The organism is Pontiella sulfatireligans, from assembly GCF_900890705.1.
GTDB lineage: Bacteria > Verrucomicrobiota > Kiritimatiellia > Kiritimatiellales > Pontiellaceae > Pontiella > Pontiella sulfatireligans.
In genome coordinates this window covers 1,022,756-1,041,819 of record NZ_CAAHFH010000001.1, presented here as the reverse complement: position 1 = coordinate 1,041,819, position 19,064 = coordinate 1,022,756, and the positions used below count along the sequence as shown (strand labels likewise).

The following is a 19,064-nucleotide window of genomic DNA, read 5'->3' as shown; positions in this document are numbered from 1 at the left end:
TTTAATTCCACATGTCAGGATGATATTGTGCTCACTCCAAAGAGAAGTCTATGAGCGATCAGTATAATACTCGATATACCCTGATTCAGCGGGTTCAGGAAAATCAGGATGAACATTCATGGGAGGAATTCCTGCAAGCCTACCAGCCGTATATTCAGGCCATCATCCGGAATATGAATATTAATGAGCATGATGCCGAAGACATTGTGCAGCAGGTTATGCTCAAGGTTTGGAAAAAGATCGGCGAGATTGATAACGATCCGAACAAACGCTTCCGCAGTTGGCTGAGCACGGTAACGTCAAATTGCGTGAAGGATTTTATCCGCAAGCGTAAGCAGGATGTCGCCCGCTTGGAAAAGGCCGCCCAGGATGAAACGCTATCGTACATTAACTCCATTCGCTTGCCGGATATTGAGGAGATTGCTGAGCGAAGGTGGGGGGTCCATGTTTTTAACCTCGCGCTGGAAAGGATCGATGGTCTTTTTTCCGGGAAAGCCATACAGGTGTTCATGTTAAGTCTGGAGGGGATGCCTGTGGATGTAATCGCTCAACGCATGGAGCTGAAGGAGAACTCGGTCTATCGTCTTAAAAATCGGGTAAAGGAGCGATTGGCTCTGGAGATTAAACAGTTGCGCGAGGAGCTGGAATGAATTGAGGAATATCGAATATTGAACAAGGAATATTGAATGTTGACGGGGATATATCCTTCGACGTTCCATGTTCGATATTCATTATTCGATATCCTCTTCAATCACCTCAATACCCTGTTTGCGGATATAGCTGACCGTATTTTCTGAATAGTCGCCTTTTCCCAGAATCACCTGTTCGACTCCCATGTGTTTCAACATTCCGGCCATTCCTTCGGCGGGTTCAAGGTTTACGCTCACCATGCGAAGCTTCTTCACCTTCAACGCCCATAACTCTCGCACAAGCGATACGGGGGTATGACTGATATCCAGCGAATGCAATTTCAGCGGCTGTAGGACATTTTGTCCATAGACCAAAGGGATTTCTACTGTGTAGATACTATAGGGGGTATGGGTCAGGTCCAGGTGATAGCCTTCGGGGCGTTTGCTGAGTTTTAATTCCGGTATTTCAGATGAGTTAATCTGGTTCAGCCGAGCCAGCATGCCTCCGACCACATCGATGTGGTCTTCTGGATTCAAAGGCCGTTTTCTCCGGCGGTCGTGGTAATAGGCATACATCGCCAGAGAACGCGGGAATATTTTATAGTGGGTTGTCAGGAACAGGGCCAGATCCCGATCAGACAGCGGCAGGGCATCGTCAGGTTTGATCGCTGCGAATTTCCGGCACACGCCCAGCATGCCCGGCGAATTCTCTTCCGGATCTTCCATGGACTGGAATGTTTCTGCCGCGGCATTGAACTGCTGGAGCACCATGTGCATGCGCGCTTTATGCACCTGAATGTCCTGCTTTCGATCCGAGGTGAGCGTGTCATGTTCAAGGAGTTGTTCGGCAACTTGTATCATGCTTACTGCGCTGACATAGCTGAGCACGGTTTTTGTGCTGAAGGAAAGTTCGGAAAGTTTTTTGTTTGTCCGATTGGCTTTTTCTTGTTGCTCCCGGTAGAGGGAAAAATTGTTTTCCGAAAGTTGTTTTTCCCTGCCAATAATAGAGAGATTGATGCTCATGACGATCGAAAGCAGAGCTAGGAAGGCCATAAGCCACAAGGTTGGTTTACGGTGCCGCTGGGTCAGCAGGCTTATCCGGGTGAAAAGATGGGCGTGTTGTGCTTGGGTCGGGTATCCTGACAGGTAGAGGCTGATGTCGGCTTGCAACGTCTGCACGTTCGCATAGCGGTTTTCCGGTTTGAGTGCCAGCGACTGCATAGCCACGGCAGCAAGACCGCTTGGGACATGTTCGTTGGTTTTGCGCCTGAGGGGCGGGATGACCTTGCCTTTTCGCGTGTTTTCCACGACTTCGTTGGCATTTTCCCCGTCAACTGGAAGTTGATGGGTCAGAATCAGGTAGAGAATCGCGCCGAGGGCATAGACGTCGGTTTGTTTGTTTTTTTTGTCGTTGGTGATCTGCTCCGGGGCCATGAAGCCCGGGGTTCCCTTGATGGTTCCGGATAGCGTCATGTCGTTTAGGAGGTCCGCATCCAGCTCGCCCGGTTCAGGATCGCCCATGTCAATGTGTCCCTCGACCCGGGAGAGGCCCCAGTCGCAAAGGAACACCTCGCCAAACTGGCCTACGCGAATATTGTCGGGCTTGATGTCCAGATGCAGCACGTTCCGGGAGTGGGCATAGGCCACGGCATCGCAAACCTTGTTGAAGATGCTCAGCATGGTTTTTAGGCCGTAGTGAACTTTGTAATCGGGATTTTCCGACTTTAATTGGTCGATGATATCCCCAAGACTGTCGCCGGGTATCAGCTCCATGGAAAAGAACGGGGTTCCATCGCTCCCGATCCCCATATTATGGACCGGTACAATGTTAGGGTGGGTCAGATTGGCGGTCAGTTGCCCCTCGCGCAGAAACTGCTCCTGGTCGCGGTCGGTTTTTGCGCGCACGGCCTGTGCCATGGCGACAAAACGGTTGAGATGCTTGTCGTAGACCTTGAAAATCCGCTTTTCACCCCCCTCGGCCAACAAAGCCGGGGTTTCATAGCGTGATTCCGGTTTTTTAAGGGTGTTCAGGATGGGGTTAAGATATTGCTCCTCTTCGTCCGACGAGACAGAAACGCTTCTTTTGTAGAAATCATAAGCAATTTCCTCGAAATCATCTCCTTCGTATTCAGATTCGTTTTCCATCGACTCGTTGGGATATAACAGTTTATTTAAATCTTGTTGTTGCACTATTTCTATCCATTTCATGGCGATTGTCAATAATTGAATATTTCGTGTCCAAATGAGGTTGTCAGTTGAGTGTTCTGTTATGGAGCACGGAATATTATGTTTTATTCCGAATGTGGTAATCGATAGGTAAAAAAAAGGAGATGAGAAGATGAAAAAAAGGATAGCAATAGCAATAGCTGCAGGATTCGCACTGAGCGCTTCCGCCGCTGTCTTGCAGGAGTGGACATTCGATGAAGTTGCTGGAAAGGGGGTTCACCAACTCAGTAACTCGGGTACACCGGGAGATGCGGTGTGGAGTTATGGAGCGACTGATAAATACGTCACAGATGGAAACGGCAACTTGAACATACTTCCCGGCACGAGCGGCTACAACTCTGCGCCCTTCGCTGCCGCTTTGGCCGGCAGCGAAACGTATTCGTTTGAAGTCACCGTCGGCGCTTGGGCGGCCGGAACAACCAACGTCCAATTACAGTGCAAGTTGGGTGCCGAAGTGGAGATTTACGCCATTGTCGACCCTGTCAATGGTCTGGTTTTCAAATTTAAAGCCGACGGAAAATATCAGAGCGTTACTGCCTCCACCAACTTGACCGGAACGACGGAGCATACGGCTCGCATCGACTTCAATATCGATGCAGGCACGGCGGCGTATTTCATTGATAATGTCGATGTGACAGGTAGTTGGGTCGACCTTACCGGGCTTACGTTCGACAACGCATCCAGCATGATCTGGCAGAAGTCTGGTGGATTTACCACAGCCGATCCTTCAACCGTGCTGAAGATCAGCTCTCAGAGACTGAGTAACACGGATGCGCCGGAAGGTGTGTATGTTGTTGATAAATATGTAAGTTCGGATAATAACTCGGCGATTACCCATACGGTAAGAACCTTCAATGTTCAGACCGGAGACGTGATTGTGGTTGTTTCGTCATCCAGCAGCAAAGATGAACCGGCCGAAGGGTCTGTTGTGTTCAGCGGGGGAACCGCCACACTGGATGCCGTCGAATCGGCGAGGGCGAATGAATACAAGGGATGCTCCACCCGCTACTGGTATACTACGGCCACATCCAGCGGAACCGTTCCGGTTGAAGTGCAGAGAAACGGTACAGCGTATTGGATCACGGGAGTCTATCATTTGCGCTCGAGCGATGGATATACAGTTCCGACCCTGATGGGTGGCCCCCAGGCCGCAGCTTGGGATGCGGCGCAGTCGGTTACCAACAGCTATACGCTCGGAACCAATTATGCCGGTGTGTTCATCGAAGCCATTTCCACGTATGGCACTGGCTACTGGGACCCTTCCAATGCCGATACAACGGTGACCTACGGCAATCAGCACAAGCGCAATATCGGTTCCGGCGCATTCCGCGGTGTGGCTTCGCTTGACAATATCTGGTCCTCGACCAACGCGGCCACCCAGGTCACTTTGGTTGGATTGGCTTTTGCTTCCATGCCGGACGGTATTGAACCCACTAACCAGGAAAAATATGATATCTGGTTGAGCGGATACTCGGTTGATGCAGAAACCGGAATGATGGATCATGGCGACAGTGACGGACTCAACAACCTGACTGAATACATGTGGGGCGGAGAGCCGGACAATGCTGCGAGTCAGGGCAATTCCCCGGTTCAGTCGATGGTTAACGATAGTGGCACCGACTATCTCGAATACATCTACTACGAGCTCGACGATGCGGCCAGCCGCGGTATGGCCTCGATCTTCGAGGTTGGCACTGGTCTGGTTATCACCAACTGGGCGGACGCTAGTGGCTATGAAACCGGACGCGGCGCCTCCAGCCAGGTGGGCCTCGATGTGGTAACCAACCGCATTCCGACCGATGTGGAAGCCAAGCGGTTTATTCGCCTGCAGATTGAATTTACTCCGTAACTTTAAACCCATTGTTCTGTCGGAAAGCTCTGTTTGCAGGGCTTACCGGTGGAGTGTGCAGGAAAACAGTAAAAGGAGAAATAAAGATGAAAAGATGGATAGCAATAGCAATGGCAACGGGATTCGCGCTGAGCGCTTCCGCCGAAATACTTGAGTTTGACAGCAGTTTCACGAATTCGTGGACGTCGTCAGGAACCCAGACCCGGTGGATTCGCCCGGTGGGACAGTCGGGCGTTAACCGCGCGTGGAATGATGGAGAGACTGTGGCCATCGAGTTTGATGTTCAGGTGCTCGCTTCGACCGATCCCGTTGATTACAATACAGGTGCCATGACCCTTGGATTTGGGCTGGGCGACAATGTGGAAGCGATCTGCTGGGGCATCAAGCACCAGAACTACAACTATCAGTTCGCCAACATCGACATCGATACAGGTGCCGGCGGTGCGGGATCATTGAGTGCAAACCTGCTCAGCTCCAGCGACCGGGTTCGGTATACGGGTATCGAAAACACGGCCTACGACCTGTACGACAATAACGAAACGGCCCACATGATCCTCACGGCCAAGCACAATGGTGGAACCTCGTACGATCTGTCCTGGACGGTTCAGAACACCGCTACGCCTGCCAACTCGTTTACAATGTCGGTCACCCGCGACGAAGGAGTGAAAATCGACTTTATCGATGAATTCCATGTTCGTCGCAACCTGACGTCCGGAACGGCCGACTATGCGTTCAGCAACGTGCAGATCGAAGTGATTCCGGAACCGGCTACGTTGGGACTGGTAGCTTTTATTGGTGCAGGCCTTCTGTTTGTACGACGCAGATTTATGATTTAGCGGCAAGTGGTTAATTGGGTGAGGTGTTCCGGAGAGACACCTCGCGGTTGTGGGATAAAACATGGAGATGAAGGAGAAGGAGACATTATGAAAAAGTTAATATTTACCACACTTATTGCAATGGGCGCAGGCCTGGCCCTGGCGGATGGGACACTGACGGTCGGCGCATTCAGTGGCGAAACACAATCCAAGGCGGTATCCGCCGGCACCGAGACCGATCTGACCTGGGATATCGGCGAAACGCTGACCATGAGTTGCGATGTGACGGTTTCCAACGGCATCACGTGGAAAGCGGGCGTTGACTTGTGCATTGGTATGGGGGACGACTCGCAGGGAATCGGCTTTGGGATCAGCCCGAATGATGGTTATTGGAACTCAGAAATTGATACATCGGCCGGTAATGCCGGCACCTTTGCGGTGAGCACCTGGAGCACGTCAGCCCGGGAGACGATCGGCGCAAATATTCTCGGCACAACGGCCGATCTGCAAGCGGACAACGATCAGGCTTATTTTGTCTTCGAAGCGCTGCGTACCGGAACGAGCAACTATACAACGACAACAACCTGGTACGACATCGGGCAGACCACGTCCGAATCGATAATACGCGTGATAACGAACGGTGTTGTTGCAACATACCATGAAGTGCTGGTTCGCATTAACAAAACCGCTGGCAATGTGGTCATCGAGAATATGGCAATAAGTGTCGAGGATACCGGTGTTCCCGGACCTGGGTTGACGTCGGCAAGTTCGATGACATCCCTTAATGGGGCGGATATGTATGTCCCGATTTCTGCGACATATGGCGGGGATCTGATCTGGGATATCGGTGAAACGTTCCTTATGACGTGCGACATCACGGTCACCGACCCCGATCTTATGACGGGCGGCGGCCAACCCACCATTGCGTTCGGGGTTGGAGACAACTCCGAGGGGATCGGCTTCGGGATCGGAATGTGGGATGCCAGCAAAGATTATCTGAACACCGCAATAGATGCCGATGCTACCAGTGGCGGTAATTTTGGCCCCAGCCTCAGCTCGTCATCCGCCCGAATCGCTGCAGTCATTCCGGATGCGAACGACCTGCGTGACGATGGCGAAACAGCCAGCTTTGCCGTATCGATGGAGCGTGTCGATATCGATACCTATGACTGCTCCGTCGTTTGGGCCGGTGTGACCAACACCTGGTTGGTCGACGCGGTATCAACCAGTACGAATGACACGGTCGATACGTTCCATGAGCTCCTGCTGCGGGTTAATGAGAGTGGATCCACTCTCAGCAACCAGGTCGTGATTTCCAACATTGAGCTGGATGTCATTCAGCCCACAGTGTTCAGCGATCCGTATGATGGCTGGGCGACTGCCAATGGCGTGTCCGGTGGCAAGACCGGTGACGATGACAACGACGGTCTGAACAACTTTGGCGAGTATGTCTTTGACGGCATTGCGACCGGAGCCACCGGTGTAACGAACCAGGGCGTGCTGCCGATGTTCGATGCCGCTGCGGGAGACTATGTCTTCTCCGTTCGTGCAGATGACAACCTGAGTTGCTATGTACTCACCACCGCGGTCCTGGAGGGAGGCTCCTGGGCAACCAATGCGGGCCCCGTTGCCATCACGGAGACCGATGGCGCGATGGACAGCTATACGAACACCGTAGGCACATCTGCCGACAAACTGTTTATTAAGCTTTCTGTTCAGCAGGACTAACGAATAGCAGGCAAACGAATCAACGCTGGGCTCCGTCGTGAAATCGGCGGAGCCCTGTGCTCGAAAAGAGGATAACGAATGAAGAACGCATTTTTAACACTGATAACGATCCTGGTGGTTCCGCAGCTGGTCGCGGCGGTTGGATACAACCCCGACATCTGGCTCGATGCCTCCGATGCATCTTCCATCGTCCTTTCATCCGGCAACGTTCAGCAGTGGAACGACAAGAGCGGCAACGGCTATCATGCCTTCGCGCCCGCCTCCTCCAACCGCCCGGCTTATGACAGCGTAAAGGGCTCGATCGAATTCGACGGCATTGACGACGGGCTGAAGATTTCAGGCGGGAGCGCCTATGGCCCCGGCAATGAAGTAACCTTTTTTGTGGTGGCGCAGCTCGACGATGTCAGTCGTCCTCAATCTTTCCTGACCGATGTTTCTGCAACCACTTTCTCGAAGCGCTTTGCGCTGCATTACCAGCAATGGAGTTTTTCCGGGTATCTCCCTTTAATCGATAACACAAGCCTCACGCACGACAACAAAAACTACGATTTGCACATGGTCGGTGCCCTGTACGACGGGACGACTTTTTCTACCTCTATCGATGGCTCCAATCCTCCGCTTACGTCGACCGCCGCGGCGGGAGACAGCGGCAGTAGCGATCTGGTGCTGGGAAGTTTCCTGAACCTTACCGGCAATGCACTCGATGGCCGGATCCATGAAATCATTATCTACCGAAAAGCCCTCGCTACCACTGAGTTCGCGGCGGTGGAAAAATATCTCAGCGACAAATGGGGGCTTCCGCTGGAGGAAACCCATCCTTTTTACTCAGGCGATTTCGGCGTCCTGGCCGGTTCTAGCTTTTCGGTAACGGAAAACGCACCGAACGGAACCGTCGTCGGCACCCCGACTGCCGTTGCGATCGATCCCGGATTTGTCGCTCAGGATTGGCGGATTGAACCGGAAGGCGGCTTGGATAAAACGGTCGATATCGGAGCATTCGGCATCAACCCGGCATCGGGCGAAATTTTCGTGGCTGACAGCAGTAAACTTGATTTTGAACAGTTCACCACCCACCGCATTGCCGTCAGCGTGTCCGATGGAAACGACCGCTCGCAGGGCATCGAAGTGGACATTGATGTGACCGACGCAGCCGACGGCGACCCCGCCAAAACCCATTCGCAGCTGTGGGGGGTTAACGGCGAACGTTGGGGTTCCTACAGCCGCCTTCCCGACTGGTCCCACGCCGGCTACCGCTGGGGCGAACAGACCATTCCGGATAACGCCGGATGGCCCGTCTACAACATCACCTCCTACGGCGCGGTGGCCAACGACGGCAACGATGACAGCGCCGCCATCCAGACCGCGGTTGATGCTGCTGCGACGAGTGGCGCCATCGTCTACATGCCCGCCGGACAGTTCAGGGTTGAAAGTCTCGTTTACATTAACCGCGGCAACCTGATCCTGCGCGGGGCAGGGCGCGATGCTGGCGGCACCGTTCTCTACTGCCCGTTCAGCCAGGCTGATTTAGGACGGAGCAGCCTGAATGACCATATGATCGAGTTCGAAGGAAATGACGGAAAAATGGGCACCTTCAACTCAAAGAACGTAGTGGGCGAAGCAAAGCGCGGCGATCGCACGCTGTTGCTCGATTCCGCTCCCTCGTGGCAACCCGGCCAGAAGGTTCACCTCGGCCTGACCGAAGAGGGGCCGGACCTGCAGGGTTCGCTCTGGCTTCACCTCCATAACGACCAGACCGACCCGCTGGCCGAACCCAGCGCGTGGGCCGGCGGCAGTGGCACCTGGCCCTATACGGTTGACCGTGTGGTTGGCAAGCTGGTCACCTTCCGGGAGCCGTTGCGCGTTGATGTCCGTCTCGTGTGGCAGCCAAAGGTCTTTGAACGCAAAGGCATGAGCGAAGTCGGCGCGGAGGACTTTAAAATGGAATTTCCCGACACTCCGGTTCCGGAGCACTTGCAGGAAGATGGCTACAACGGCCTGCACTTCAAGTATGTCGAACACAGTTGGATTCGCCGCCTGGAATTCGAGAACGGCGATAATCCGGTTGCACTCAGCCGCAGCAGCAATAGCACCATGAACGACCTGCGCTTCACCGGTCGCGCGGCGCATCATGGCCCGACGTCCGACTATGATGGCAACAACCTGATTCGCAACATTGTATTTGATCAGACGAATTCCTTCATCCACTCCATCACCTTCACCCACAAAGCCACCGGCAATGTGGCCTGCGACCTGTCGGGCACCGCGCCCATCAAGCTCGACCTGCACGGCAACTGCCCGATGGAAAACCTCTTCACCGGCGTCACCACGGCGTGGGGCGACGGCAGCAGCGGCACCGCAGGCTCGCAACCGCATGGCGCCCATGGCAACACCTACTGGAACCTCACAGGAAGCAATACCTTCGAACCTGGAAACTATAAATATATCGGCACCTCGATCGTAGGACCAACCCATCTGCCCGACAGTCACACCGTCACCCGCGACTGGGTCGAGGACATTACCAGCGTCAGTCCGGCCAACCTCTACGATGCGCAGCTTGCACGCCGCCTCAATCTGCCGGCAGATCCGGCCTTCGCTTCTGGAGCCTTCGGCATCCGGGCTAACTGGTTCGAGCGTGATCCGGCCCGCTGGCGCGTTTCCGCCGGCGCGGAGCCTACCTACGAAATCCTTTTCGGCGAAGCGCCTGCCGTTCCGGGCAACCGATTAGCCACCTACAGTATTTTCACCAATTCACCCGAAACGGAGATTTCCGTTCAGGTTCGAACCCTGGAAAACCTGCTGTACGAACCCGGTGCTGAGATTGCACTCGTGCTTGGCTACCAGGACGACGAAAACTATCTCTATGCCGCTGTTGGCCTTGCCAACGGAGTCAGGATCGTTCGCGTACAGAACGGAAACGGTTCCGTGCTTTCATCGGATCCGGCCATCCTGCTGGCTTCCAATGATTGGAAAAACATTTCCTTTGCCCGTTCCGGCAACACCGTCGAGCTGACCTACGATTCCCAGACCCTGCAGGCAACCGACTCGGTCTTCACCTCCGGCCATGCCGGTATTGGATCCATGGTAGGCAAAGCGGCTTTCAAAGAAACGGCGGTTATAAACACAGCACCTGTGGCCGATGCGCAAAGCACCAATACGCTCGAGGAGGTTTCCGTGAACCTGGTGCTGACCGGCTCCGACGCCGAGGGCGGCAACCTCACCTTTACCGTTGAAAGCCTTCCAAGCTCTGGAAGTCTCAGCGGCACCGCTCCAAACCTGACGTATGCACCAAACACCAACTACTTCGGTGCAGACAGTTTTACCTTTTCCGTCAGCGACGGCTCCGCCACCAGCGCGGTCGCCACCGTTTCGATCACGGTCGATCCCTTACAGGACGATCCGATATTCAGCGTCGATCCAATCATTGGAAGCCCGGCCACGCAGGATGTCGCCTATGCCGGCAGTATCATTGCCACGGATGTGGATGGCGACAGCCTGACCTATAGCCTGACCAGTGTCCCGTCCTGGCTGACCGTTTCGACGAACGGCATGCTCGGAGGAACGCCCGGAAGCGGCGATATTGGCTTGAACAGTTTCACTGTGGAGGTAGACGACGGCAACGGCGGAACGGATGGCGCCACACTGCAGATCGTGGTGCGCGCAACCACAACGCAAACGAAAACGGATGAACTGGAATTCGATAACGCGAACACAAATTCCTGGGTGACATCCTCCACAGCAACCCAGTGGCTCCGTCCGGTCGGGCAGCCCGGTTCGAACCGCGTGTGGAACGTGGGCGAGACGCTGGTTATGGAGTTTGATTGCCACAATATTTCCGCGAATGCCTTCACATGGAGTACCGCTGCGATGACGCTCGGATTCGGCATCGGGGACAATGCCGAGGCGATTTGCTGGGGGCTCAAGCATCAGACCCCCACCTATCAGTTCGGCAACATCTCCATCGATACATCGGCCGGTGGAGCCGGCAGCATGAGTGCGAATCTATTGAGTTCCAGCGACCGCGAGCGGCTGACCGGAATCGAGGGAACGAGCTGCGACCTGTATGATCCGCTTGAAGCGGCGCACTTTATTCTTTCCGCAAAATATACCGGGGGAACGGAATATGAGTTGTCGATGACGATGTCGGAAATCGGCAACACCAACAACTCGCTGACCATCAACCGCACCCGCGATGAAGGCGTGGTGATTGATGCGATCGACGAGTTCCATATCCGGTTCAATTTTGCCAGCGGTTCTTCGACCGAGTTTGGTTTCTCGAACATGGTGATCCAAGTGGAAACAGAAACCACGGTTGTGGTTGAAGACACCGATGGTGACGGACTGACTGATGAGCAGGAAATCGCGCTGGGTACTGACCCCTACGATCCGGATTCCGGATTCGGCATTGACGGTTCAACACTTCCAGCCACTGGAAAAGTTCAGATCACATGGCCGAGCGCGACCGGCGTACTCTATCGCGTCTGGGAAAGTCCGGATCTGTCTAGCTGGTCCGTCGCCCGCGACTGGGCCAACGCGCTGACGCCGCCGGGGGATACGTTCGAGTTCGATCTGACGCCCTCCAACGGCTTCTTCAAGGTGGAAGCTCAAATACCGTAATAGGTCGGTCAGGATATCCCCGTGAAGGAAACAAATACCATGACGATATTCTCCTTCAGGAATCGATACATCTGCTTTGCATTGCTGGGCGTGCTTATTCCCGGGATTTCAGCTTCGGTTCCCGTTCCTCCCACGTCCGCTGAAATAGTACTGATTGAAGCAAAACTCGACCAAGACCTGACCGCCCAGGAAGCTCAGGCGCTCCACGACAAAATTGTTGAGGGCTATCGGATCCGCGACTGGACCGGCGATGACGTCAAGGGCTTCCTTGATGATCCCGGCACCATGCCGATCGCCGCCATGACCAACGATAACTGGCACTTCAACGGCTGGTTCCCACGCAATATCCACCGCTACTACCAACACTATCGCGCGACGGGCGATCCCTACTGCATCGAGCAGTTGGAGTATTATGCGCAATGGATCGACGACTATGTGCCCGTTTGGCATGAAGAACAGGAAAAAATATTCAACTATTTTGCGCATCCGATGGTTGCATTGCTGCTCCTCGAACGGATGGATGCCGGGATCGATCCCGTCGATACCGCCACCCTCGATAAATGCCACGACTATCTCGAAACCTTTCTTTCAATAGCCGACACGCACAAAGGGATTGATCCCTCCGAGCGCCCCGCCAAATATTTGGATCCGGTTTCCGAAAGCGAATATGTCGCCATTGAACAGGAACTGCAAACTGCCGGCCTTTCGGATGTCTTTTGGGCAAAGCCTTGGAACCAACGGGCCACCACGGTCACCATGATGGCTATGGCCATCAAGGCCACCCGTCACTACCACCAGCTCAGCGATACACAGGTTTTTCAAGCCGACGAAGACAACCTGCTGGATGCACTCAACTTCTGGATTGAGAGTTTCTATAACCACTCCAGCGAATATACATATAATGGAACAAATTATGTCACGTGGGCATACTCGCGCAGTCGGATTACATCGATAGACGCCGACGGCACACTTAATTATAAAATGCAGGAAGATACCGACCACGCTTCTCACAACATGCGTGCACTGATCTATCTCTGGGAGCTTGGATTTGGCGGCGATTATTTTGACGCCGATTACATTCAGGGGGCGGCGAATACAGCCGTTGATCATGCCTATCTGGCCCACCTTAACCTCAACTCTTATTGCCCGACAAAGCTCACCAATTCGGCTCCTCATCTCCTTTCTCCCCAAACGGCCCCGTATTATGAAAACTCGTGGCTGACGGCGGATGGCTTTGGGGTTCGCGCCATATGGTGGGTGTCCATCAGCGGCTTCCGACCGGAATACTACGTCCTCTTTACGAAGGAATATCGCGGAGGTACGTACGACGACTATGATTCGTCCTTCGCCTTCTGCCGCTACACCCGGCGGAAGCTGGTCGGGGATCAACTGCTGTTTGTCAGCGATAACTACAGACCGGTGGCCTCCAATGCCATTGTCTTTGTAAGCGGGGGCGGTTCGATGGCTATCACGCTGACTGGCTCCGACTCCGATGGGGACCCACTGAGCTATACAGTCGAAACACTTCCAACCCATGGAACCCTGAGCGGCACGGCACCGAACCTGACCTACACGCCGGGAACCAACTTCTTCGGCTCCGACAGCTTTACCTTCACTGTGAACGACGGCACCATCAACAGTCTCGAAGGCACGGTCTCCATCATCACGAACAATCCGCCCGTCTTTGGCGTTGATCCAACCATTGGAAACGCGGCGACGCAGGGCGTGGCCTATGCTGGCAGTATTGCCACGACGGATGTGGACGGCGACAGCCTGACCTATAGCCTGACCGGTATCCCGTCCTGGCTGACCGTTTCGGCGAACGGCATGCTCGGAGGAACGCCTGGAAACGACGATGTTGGATCCAACAGTTTCACCGTGGAGGTGGACGACGGCAACGGCGGAACGGATACCACAATATTGCAAATCGTGGTGCGCGCAACCACAACGCAAACGGAAACGGATGAACTGGAATTCGATAATTCCGCCACCAATTCCTGGGCGACATCCTCCACGGCAACCCGGTGGCTTCGTCCAGTTGGGTATCCCGGCTCGAACCGCGTGTGGAACGTGGGCGAGACGCTGATTATGGAGTTTGATTGCTACAATATTTCCGCGAATGCCTTTGCCTGGAATACCAGTTCGATGACGCTCGGATTCGGCATCGGGGACAATGCCGAGGCGATTTGCTGGGGGCTCAAGCATCAGACCTCCACCTATCAGTTCGGCAACATCTCCATTGATACTTCGGCCGGTGGCGCCGGCAGCATGAGTGCGAATCTATTGAGTTCCAGCGACCGCGAACGGTTGACGGGCATCGAAGGAACGACGTACGACCTGTATGGTCCGCTTGAAGCCGCGCACTTTATCCTTTCCGCAAAATATATCGGTGGAACGGAATACGAGCTGTCGATGACGATGTCGGAAATCGGCAACACCAATAACTCGCTGACCATCAACCGCACCCGCGATGAGGGCGTGGTGATTGATGCGATCGACGAGTTCCATATCCGGTTCAACCTTGCCAGCGGTTCTACGGAGTTTAGTTTCTCGAACGTGGTGATCAAGGTGGAAACCGAAACCACGGTTGTGGTTGAAGATACCGATGGCGATGGGCTGACCGATGAACAGGAAACCGCACTGGGTACCGACCCCTACGATCCCGCTTCCATGTTTTCCATCACCGGCAACACGCCGCTTCCAGGCATTGGAAAAATCGAAATCATATGGCCGAGCGCAACCGGCGTGCTCTACAGGATTTGGGAAAGCCCGGATCTGTCTAGCTGGTCCGTCGCGCGTGATTGGGCCACAGGACTGACCCCGCCGGAAGATGCGCTTGAGTTCGATCTGTCGCCCTCCAATGGTTTCTTCAAGGTCGAAACGGATATTCTGTAGCTTCTGTTGTCCAACATATGCATTGATTCTCGTCAATATATAGAATAATACGGTTTATGCAGGTTCGTTGGGTAACTACGAAGGCAAGATGAAAAAGGATGTTGGACATGATCATGAAGAAGTTTGCGGCATTGTCGCTTTTGGTTGTTGCTGCGGGGGTTGTGCATGGCATGTCATCCGTCAAAGGGGTGGGCGAATGTCGCCCTAATATCGTTTTCTTTCTGGCTGACGACCAGAGCAAGTTCGACCATTCGGCCTATGGGAATGAAAAGGCGCCTACACCGGTAACCGGCAAGTTTGCCAAAGAGGGGGTGGTGTTTGAACGCATGTTCACGGGACAAGCTATCTGTGCACCAAGTCGTTCGATGCTCTACACCGGGCTCAACCCTATACGTAACGGATGTTTCCTTAATCACACCCAAGTCCGTCCGGGTGTGAAATCCATTACCAAATATATGGGCAACCTTGGTTATGAGGTAATACTCGCGGGTAAGTCGCACGTTGCACCCGATGAACAGTTCCAGTGGACAAAGCGCTTCCAGCCGGTGAAGGTTCCCGGTCTGCCGCGTCCATGGATTCCGGTGGAGGAAATGGAGGCTTTCATGAAGAATCCGGGCGACAAGCCGTTTTGCATGATCGTGGCGAGCGAGTTTCCGCACAGCCCGCATATCAAGGACACCTCATTCGGTGTTGAGGAGGTTAAGGTTCAGTCGTTCATTGCGGATACGCCAGACGCCCGGAAATCGTACACACAATATTACCAGAGCATCGTCGAGAAGGAAAAAGAGTTTGAGGCCGTGCTCGGCATGATCGACAAGCATGGGCTTCGAGACGATACGGTGGTGTTCTATGCAGACGACCATGGCGGCAAACGCGGGAAGTTCACGGTCTATGATTCTGGCTTGAACGTGGCCTTCATGGTGCGTTGGCCGGGCAAAATCAAGCCGGGGCGCACGGGTGCTCTTTCCAGTTTTACAGATTTCGTTCCGACGGCTATCGAGCTGGCCGGTGGAACCGTACCCGCAGGCATCGATGGAAAGAGCCTGTTGCCTGTGCTGACTAGAGGGGCCGTAAACCAACATGACTATGTCTACGGCGTTGCGCACAACCAGGGGATTCAGCAACGCCACGTCTTTCCGCAGCGTTCCGTGCATGATGGGCGCTATCACTACATCGTCAATTTTAACAGTCTCGAAAAAATCGAGTCGGATCGCACGGCCGGAAAGACCATCGACTATTTCTTTGAGCATGGTGCAAAAAAACATTCCAGCCAGCCGACCGAAGAGCTGTATGACACCCAGGTCGATCCCGACGAGCTGGTCAATCTGGCCGGACGGGAAGAGACGGTTTCCATTAAGGCCAAGCTTCGTGAGCAACTGTTCCAGTGGTTGGAAATGCAGGGCGACTATCTCGGTGAAGACGGCCCTGTGGTTTTTCTTCAGGGAAAACAGCACGAGCTGGACGAGCAGGCTGAAAAATATGGCTACAAGATTCCCGCTGCGCTCGTTGGTTCCTTAAACGGCCTGAAGAACGATCCGCACGCCATTACCGGCGAGGACGCCAAGGCCGCGGTCGTGGCCGATCCGGTCGTTCCCGGCGATGGGAAGCCACAGGCATCGAATAAGAACGCTACATCGGTGCCGGAAGGGGCACCGATTGAAGATTTCTTGGAGAACAAGCGAAAATACTGCACGAAGCAAGGGAAAGAATTCAGCGAGACCAAGTACCTAAAAAGCTTCGCGAAGCTCGACGCAAACAAAGACGGGCTCCTATCAGCAGGGGAATGGTCGCCGGGAAAAAAATAGCGAATGACAGGGTACCGAATTTTATCCGTCCCCAATTACAGGTTGCCTAAGTGCCCTTTAAGTAGCTGTGTCCAACGAATGGAATTCGGTTTTCAGTATTTCGTGGTTCTACGCAGTTTCATGGTGAGGGTTCCCGCTTTCCGCAGTAGAACAAATAGGATACTCGCGCGATAGCTTTCAAAATTTATGAACCCACGGGCATTGGCCTTGATAGAAACAGACGAATAAGTTTCGACCCTCGCGCGCAAAGAATCCACGCCCGATCTGTCCTGCTTAGATTGTGTCGCTTATGTGAAGCGGGATTTTGCAGGATCGACTCCTCGGGGCGGCAACGTTGAATTCAACAGAAATGGAATGTTTTTAGGCTGTTTCCTTGTCCAGTAAGAGAGTTGACTGCCGTGTACTATAGAATAATACGATTTATTCTGTGCCTGTGACTCGATTAAGTTAATAAACAAGGTGGCTGGGAAGTGCATATGGGAAGCTTCGGTACGATATAAATGAAGGTCCATCATCCAGTCCGTTTCTCAGTATGGAAAGCTTGAGAATATCGATGGGGCAACAGCTTCCGGCGTAAATAATGAATTCTGTTTAACATGATCGGTTGTTCAGAAAAAAAGAGCGGTCTGTTGGCAGGGGATTTGTGAATGAGAAAAATGACTAGGAAATCAAAGGGAGTGGTCAGGGGCGCGCCAAGCGGATTGGTGATCAGCCTGTTGGTTCATGCGGCGGCATTCATGTTGGCAGGATTACTGGTGGTTTTCACAGTGACGCAGAAGGAAGAGAAAAAGTTCGTCCCCCCCAAGGCCGTTGAACGCCCGAAAATGAAACTCAAAAAGCCGAAGGTGAAGGTGAAGAAATCTGCGAAGCCGAAACCGACGACTCGCATCGTCACCAAGGTTAAACGCGCCAGCATGCCTGACATCCAGTTGCCGGAGATGTCCGGCTTGGCGGATGGGCTAATCGGCGGCATTGGCGGTTTCGAGATTATGCCGGACTTTTCCGAGACGACCATTTTTGGCTCCGGCCAAACCATCGGGAACGACTTCGTCGGCACGTTCTACGATTTCAAGCGCGATCGGCGCGGCAAGAGCATGATCATGGATACCGGCACCTTTACGGATGAAGTGGCTAAATTTGTCCGAAGCGGTTTTAAAGTGTCGAAACTGGCTAGGTACTACCGCTCTCCCAGAAAGTTGTACGCGACCAGTTTCATGGTTCCAACCGTAAGGTCATCGGTTGCTCCCGCGGCATTCGGGGAGGCCGATACGGGCGGCTGGTGCTGGATGGCCCACTATAAAGGGCAGCTGGTTCACAAAGACGGAATTAAGTTCCGTTTCTGGGGGCAGGGGGACGATATTCTCATCGTGCGCGTGGACGGCAAGGTTGTGCTGAACGGGAGCTGGCCCAACTATCAGGAAATCTACAGTAATTGGCAGACTTCCGACTCCAAAAACCGGACTTACACGATGGGCAACAATACGGCTGTTGTCGGGGATTGGATCACGCTTGAACCCGGTGTGCCGCTCGATATGGAGGTGGTTTGCGGCGAGGTTCCCGGCGGGCATTTCGACATGATGCTGGTGGTTCAGGAGGACGGTGTGGACTATGAGAAAAATTTCCAGAACGGCCCGGTTCTGCCTATGTTTAAAACGACGCAACCGAACCATGATTTACAAGACCAGATATTCGAAACCCTGGTTGAAGGCGAGGCATCGGCAACCAATGGGCCTGTTTTTTGCGATTTTTCATCCAAAGGCTCGTCGTTGCACACGGAAGCGGAGAACATGTTGACAGAACCTGTCGCAGAGGAAGAAGACGCCATGCGACTATGGACGAGTGTCGCCGGCAAGACTTTTGATGCGGAATATATCAGCTTTATCGGTGGCAAGGCGGTACTGAAGTCTAGCCGCGGCAAACAAATAAAACTCGATATGAACCAATTGTCCGAGGCGGATCGCGAATATATAGAATTCTTGAATCCGCCGGAGTTCGATATCAGCTTTACCAAGCAGAGTTCGCAGCGAATCATCGAAACGACGCCCTATCTCGAGGAGGCGGCGCCACAGATTTTCGACTGGACGTTCGGCGTAAAGCTGAAGCAAACGAGCGCCACCCAGTACAATCATGAACTGAACATCGAACTCTTCGCTTTTGGCCAGCAATATCTAGACGACAATAAGTTTATTCTGCTTGATCGGCAAACCACCACCTTTGTGCCAACCAAGGAAAACAAGAGAACGCACATATTTAGATCTCCCCAAACGGTTGAAACGAAAAAGTATGATTTACACGCTCAGACGCACGGAAGGAAATACAAGGGCTATCTGGTGCTCGTTAGGGATGCCCGCGGAGTAATCATTCAGCATGCGGCCTCCAACGACTGGCTGTATGATAACCGTGAGAAAGTTGCAAAGGTTCCCGTCGGCCGATATCTCGATGAAACCGGAAACCGGGTGCATCCAACGGGACCCAAGCGATACTATTGATTGTCGCCATTGTG

At 53.6% G+C, this 19,064-nt stretch carries 9 protein-coding genes; 8 read left to right on the top strand and 1 reads right to left on the bottom strand.

The window, feature by feature from the left end; translation table 11 throughout:
- Positions 1-50: 50 nt before the first annotated feature.
- Entirely contained in the window at positions 51-650 is a 600-nt protein-coding gene (locus SCARR_RS03630; RefSeq protein WP_136060155.1) for an RNA polymerase sigma factor, read from the top strand.
- Positions 651-731: 81 nt separating this feature from the next.
- On the opposite strand, the gene SCARR_RS03625 is transcribed toward SCARR_RS03630, so the two are convergent.
- Positions 732-2,774, bottom strand: coding sequence for a serine/threonine-protein kinase (locus SCARR_RS03625; protein ID WP_168432973.1), 2,043 nt, complete (start codon positions 2,772-2,774; stop codon positions 732-734).
- Between the two features lie 193 nt (positions 2,775-2,967).
- Here SCARR_RS03625 and SCARR_RS03620 point away from each other — a divergent pair, with 193 nt between their 5' ends.
- The 7 genes from SCARR_RS03620 (at position 2,968) to SCARR_RS03590 (ending at position 19,050) form a co-directional block, all read left to right on the top strand.
- Positions 2,968-4,704 carry a hypothetical protein gene (locus SCARR_RS03620; RefSeq protein WP_136060153.1) on the top strand — a complete coding sequence of 579 codons (1,737 nt, stop codon included), beginning with the start codon at positions 2,968-2,970 and terminating at the stop codon, positions 4,702-4,704.
- Between the two features lie 86 nt (positions 4,705-4,790).
- Complete coding sequence (locus tag SCARR_RS03615; RefSeq protein WP_136060152.1) at positions 4,791-5,540, top strand: PEP-CTERM sorting domain-containing protein; 750 nt, start codon at positions 4,791-4,793, stop codon at positions 5,538-5,540.
- Between the two features lie 87 nt (positions 5,541-5,627).
- The gene (locus tag SCARR_RS03610) at positions 5,628-7,247 is read left to right on the top strand and encodes a hypothetical protein (protein WP_136060151.1); all 1,620 of its coding nucleotides are present in this window, start codon (positions 5,628-5,630) and stop codon (positions 7,245-7,247) included.
- 78 nt (positions 7,248-7,325) lie between these two features.
- Complete coding sequence (locus tag SCARR_RS03605; RefSeq protein WP_136060150.1) at positions 7,326-11,861, top strand: Ig-like domain-containing protein; 4,536 nt, start codon at positions 7,326-7,328, stop codon at positions 11,859-11,861.
- 21 nt (positions 11,862-11,882) lie between these two features.
- Complete coding sequence (locus tag SCARR_RS03600; protein WP_168432972.1) at positions 11,883-14,756, top strand: Ig-like domain-containing protein; 2,874 nt, start codon at positions 11,883-11,885, stop codon at positions 14,754-14,756.
- A gap of 113 nt (positions 14,757-14,869) precedes the next feature.
- Positions 14,870-16,561 (top strand): sulfatase family protein, encoded by a 1,692-nt coding sequence (locus tag SCARR_RS03595; protein WP_168432971.1) that lies wholly within the window; start codon positions 14,870-14,872, stop codon positions 16,559-16,561.
- Positions 16,562-17,217: 656 nt separating this feature from the next.
- Entirely contained in the window at positions 17,218-19,050 is a 1,833-nt protein-coding gene (locus SCARR_RS03590; protein WP_168432970.1) for an SHD1 domain-containing protein, read from the top strand.
- Positions 19,051-19,064 lie beyond the last annotated feature (14 nt).

Coding starts and splice junctions, on each gene's coding strand:
- SCARR_RS03590 (WP_168432970.1), top strand. CDS start 17,218: ATGACTAGGAAATCAAAGGGAGTGGTCAGGGGCGCGCCAAGCGGATTG.
- SCARR_RS03615 (WP_136060152.1), top strand. CDS start 4,791: ATGAAAAGATGGATAGCAATAGCAATGGCAACGGGATTCGCGCTGAGC.
- SCARR_RS03595 (WP_168432971.1), top strand. CDS start 14,870: ATGAAGAAGTTTGCGGCATTGTCGCTTTTGGTTGTTGCTGCGGGGGTT.
- SCARR_RS03630 (WP_136060155.1), top strand. CDS start 51: ATGAGCGATCAGTATAATACTCGATATACCCTGATTCAGCGGGTTCAG.
- SCARR_RS03625 (WP_168432973.1), bottom strand. CDS start 2,774: ATGGAAAACGAATCTGAATACGAAGGAGATGATTTCGAGGAAATTGCT.
- SCARR_RS03610 (WP_136060151.1), top strand. CDS start 5,628: ATGAAAAAGTTAATATTTACCACACTTATTGCAATGGGCGCAGGCCTG.
- SCARR_RS03620 (WP_136060153.1), top strand. CDS start 2,968: ATGAAAAAAAGGATAGCAATAGCAATAGCTGCAGGATTCGCACTGAGC.
- SCARR_RS03605 (WP_136060150.1), top strand. CDS start 7,326: ATGAAGAACGCATTTTTAACACTGATAACGATCCTGGTGGTTCCGCAG.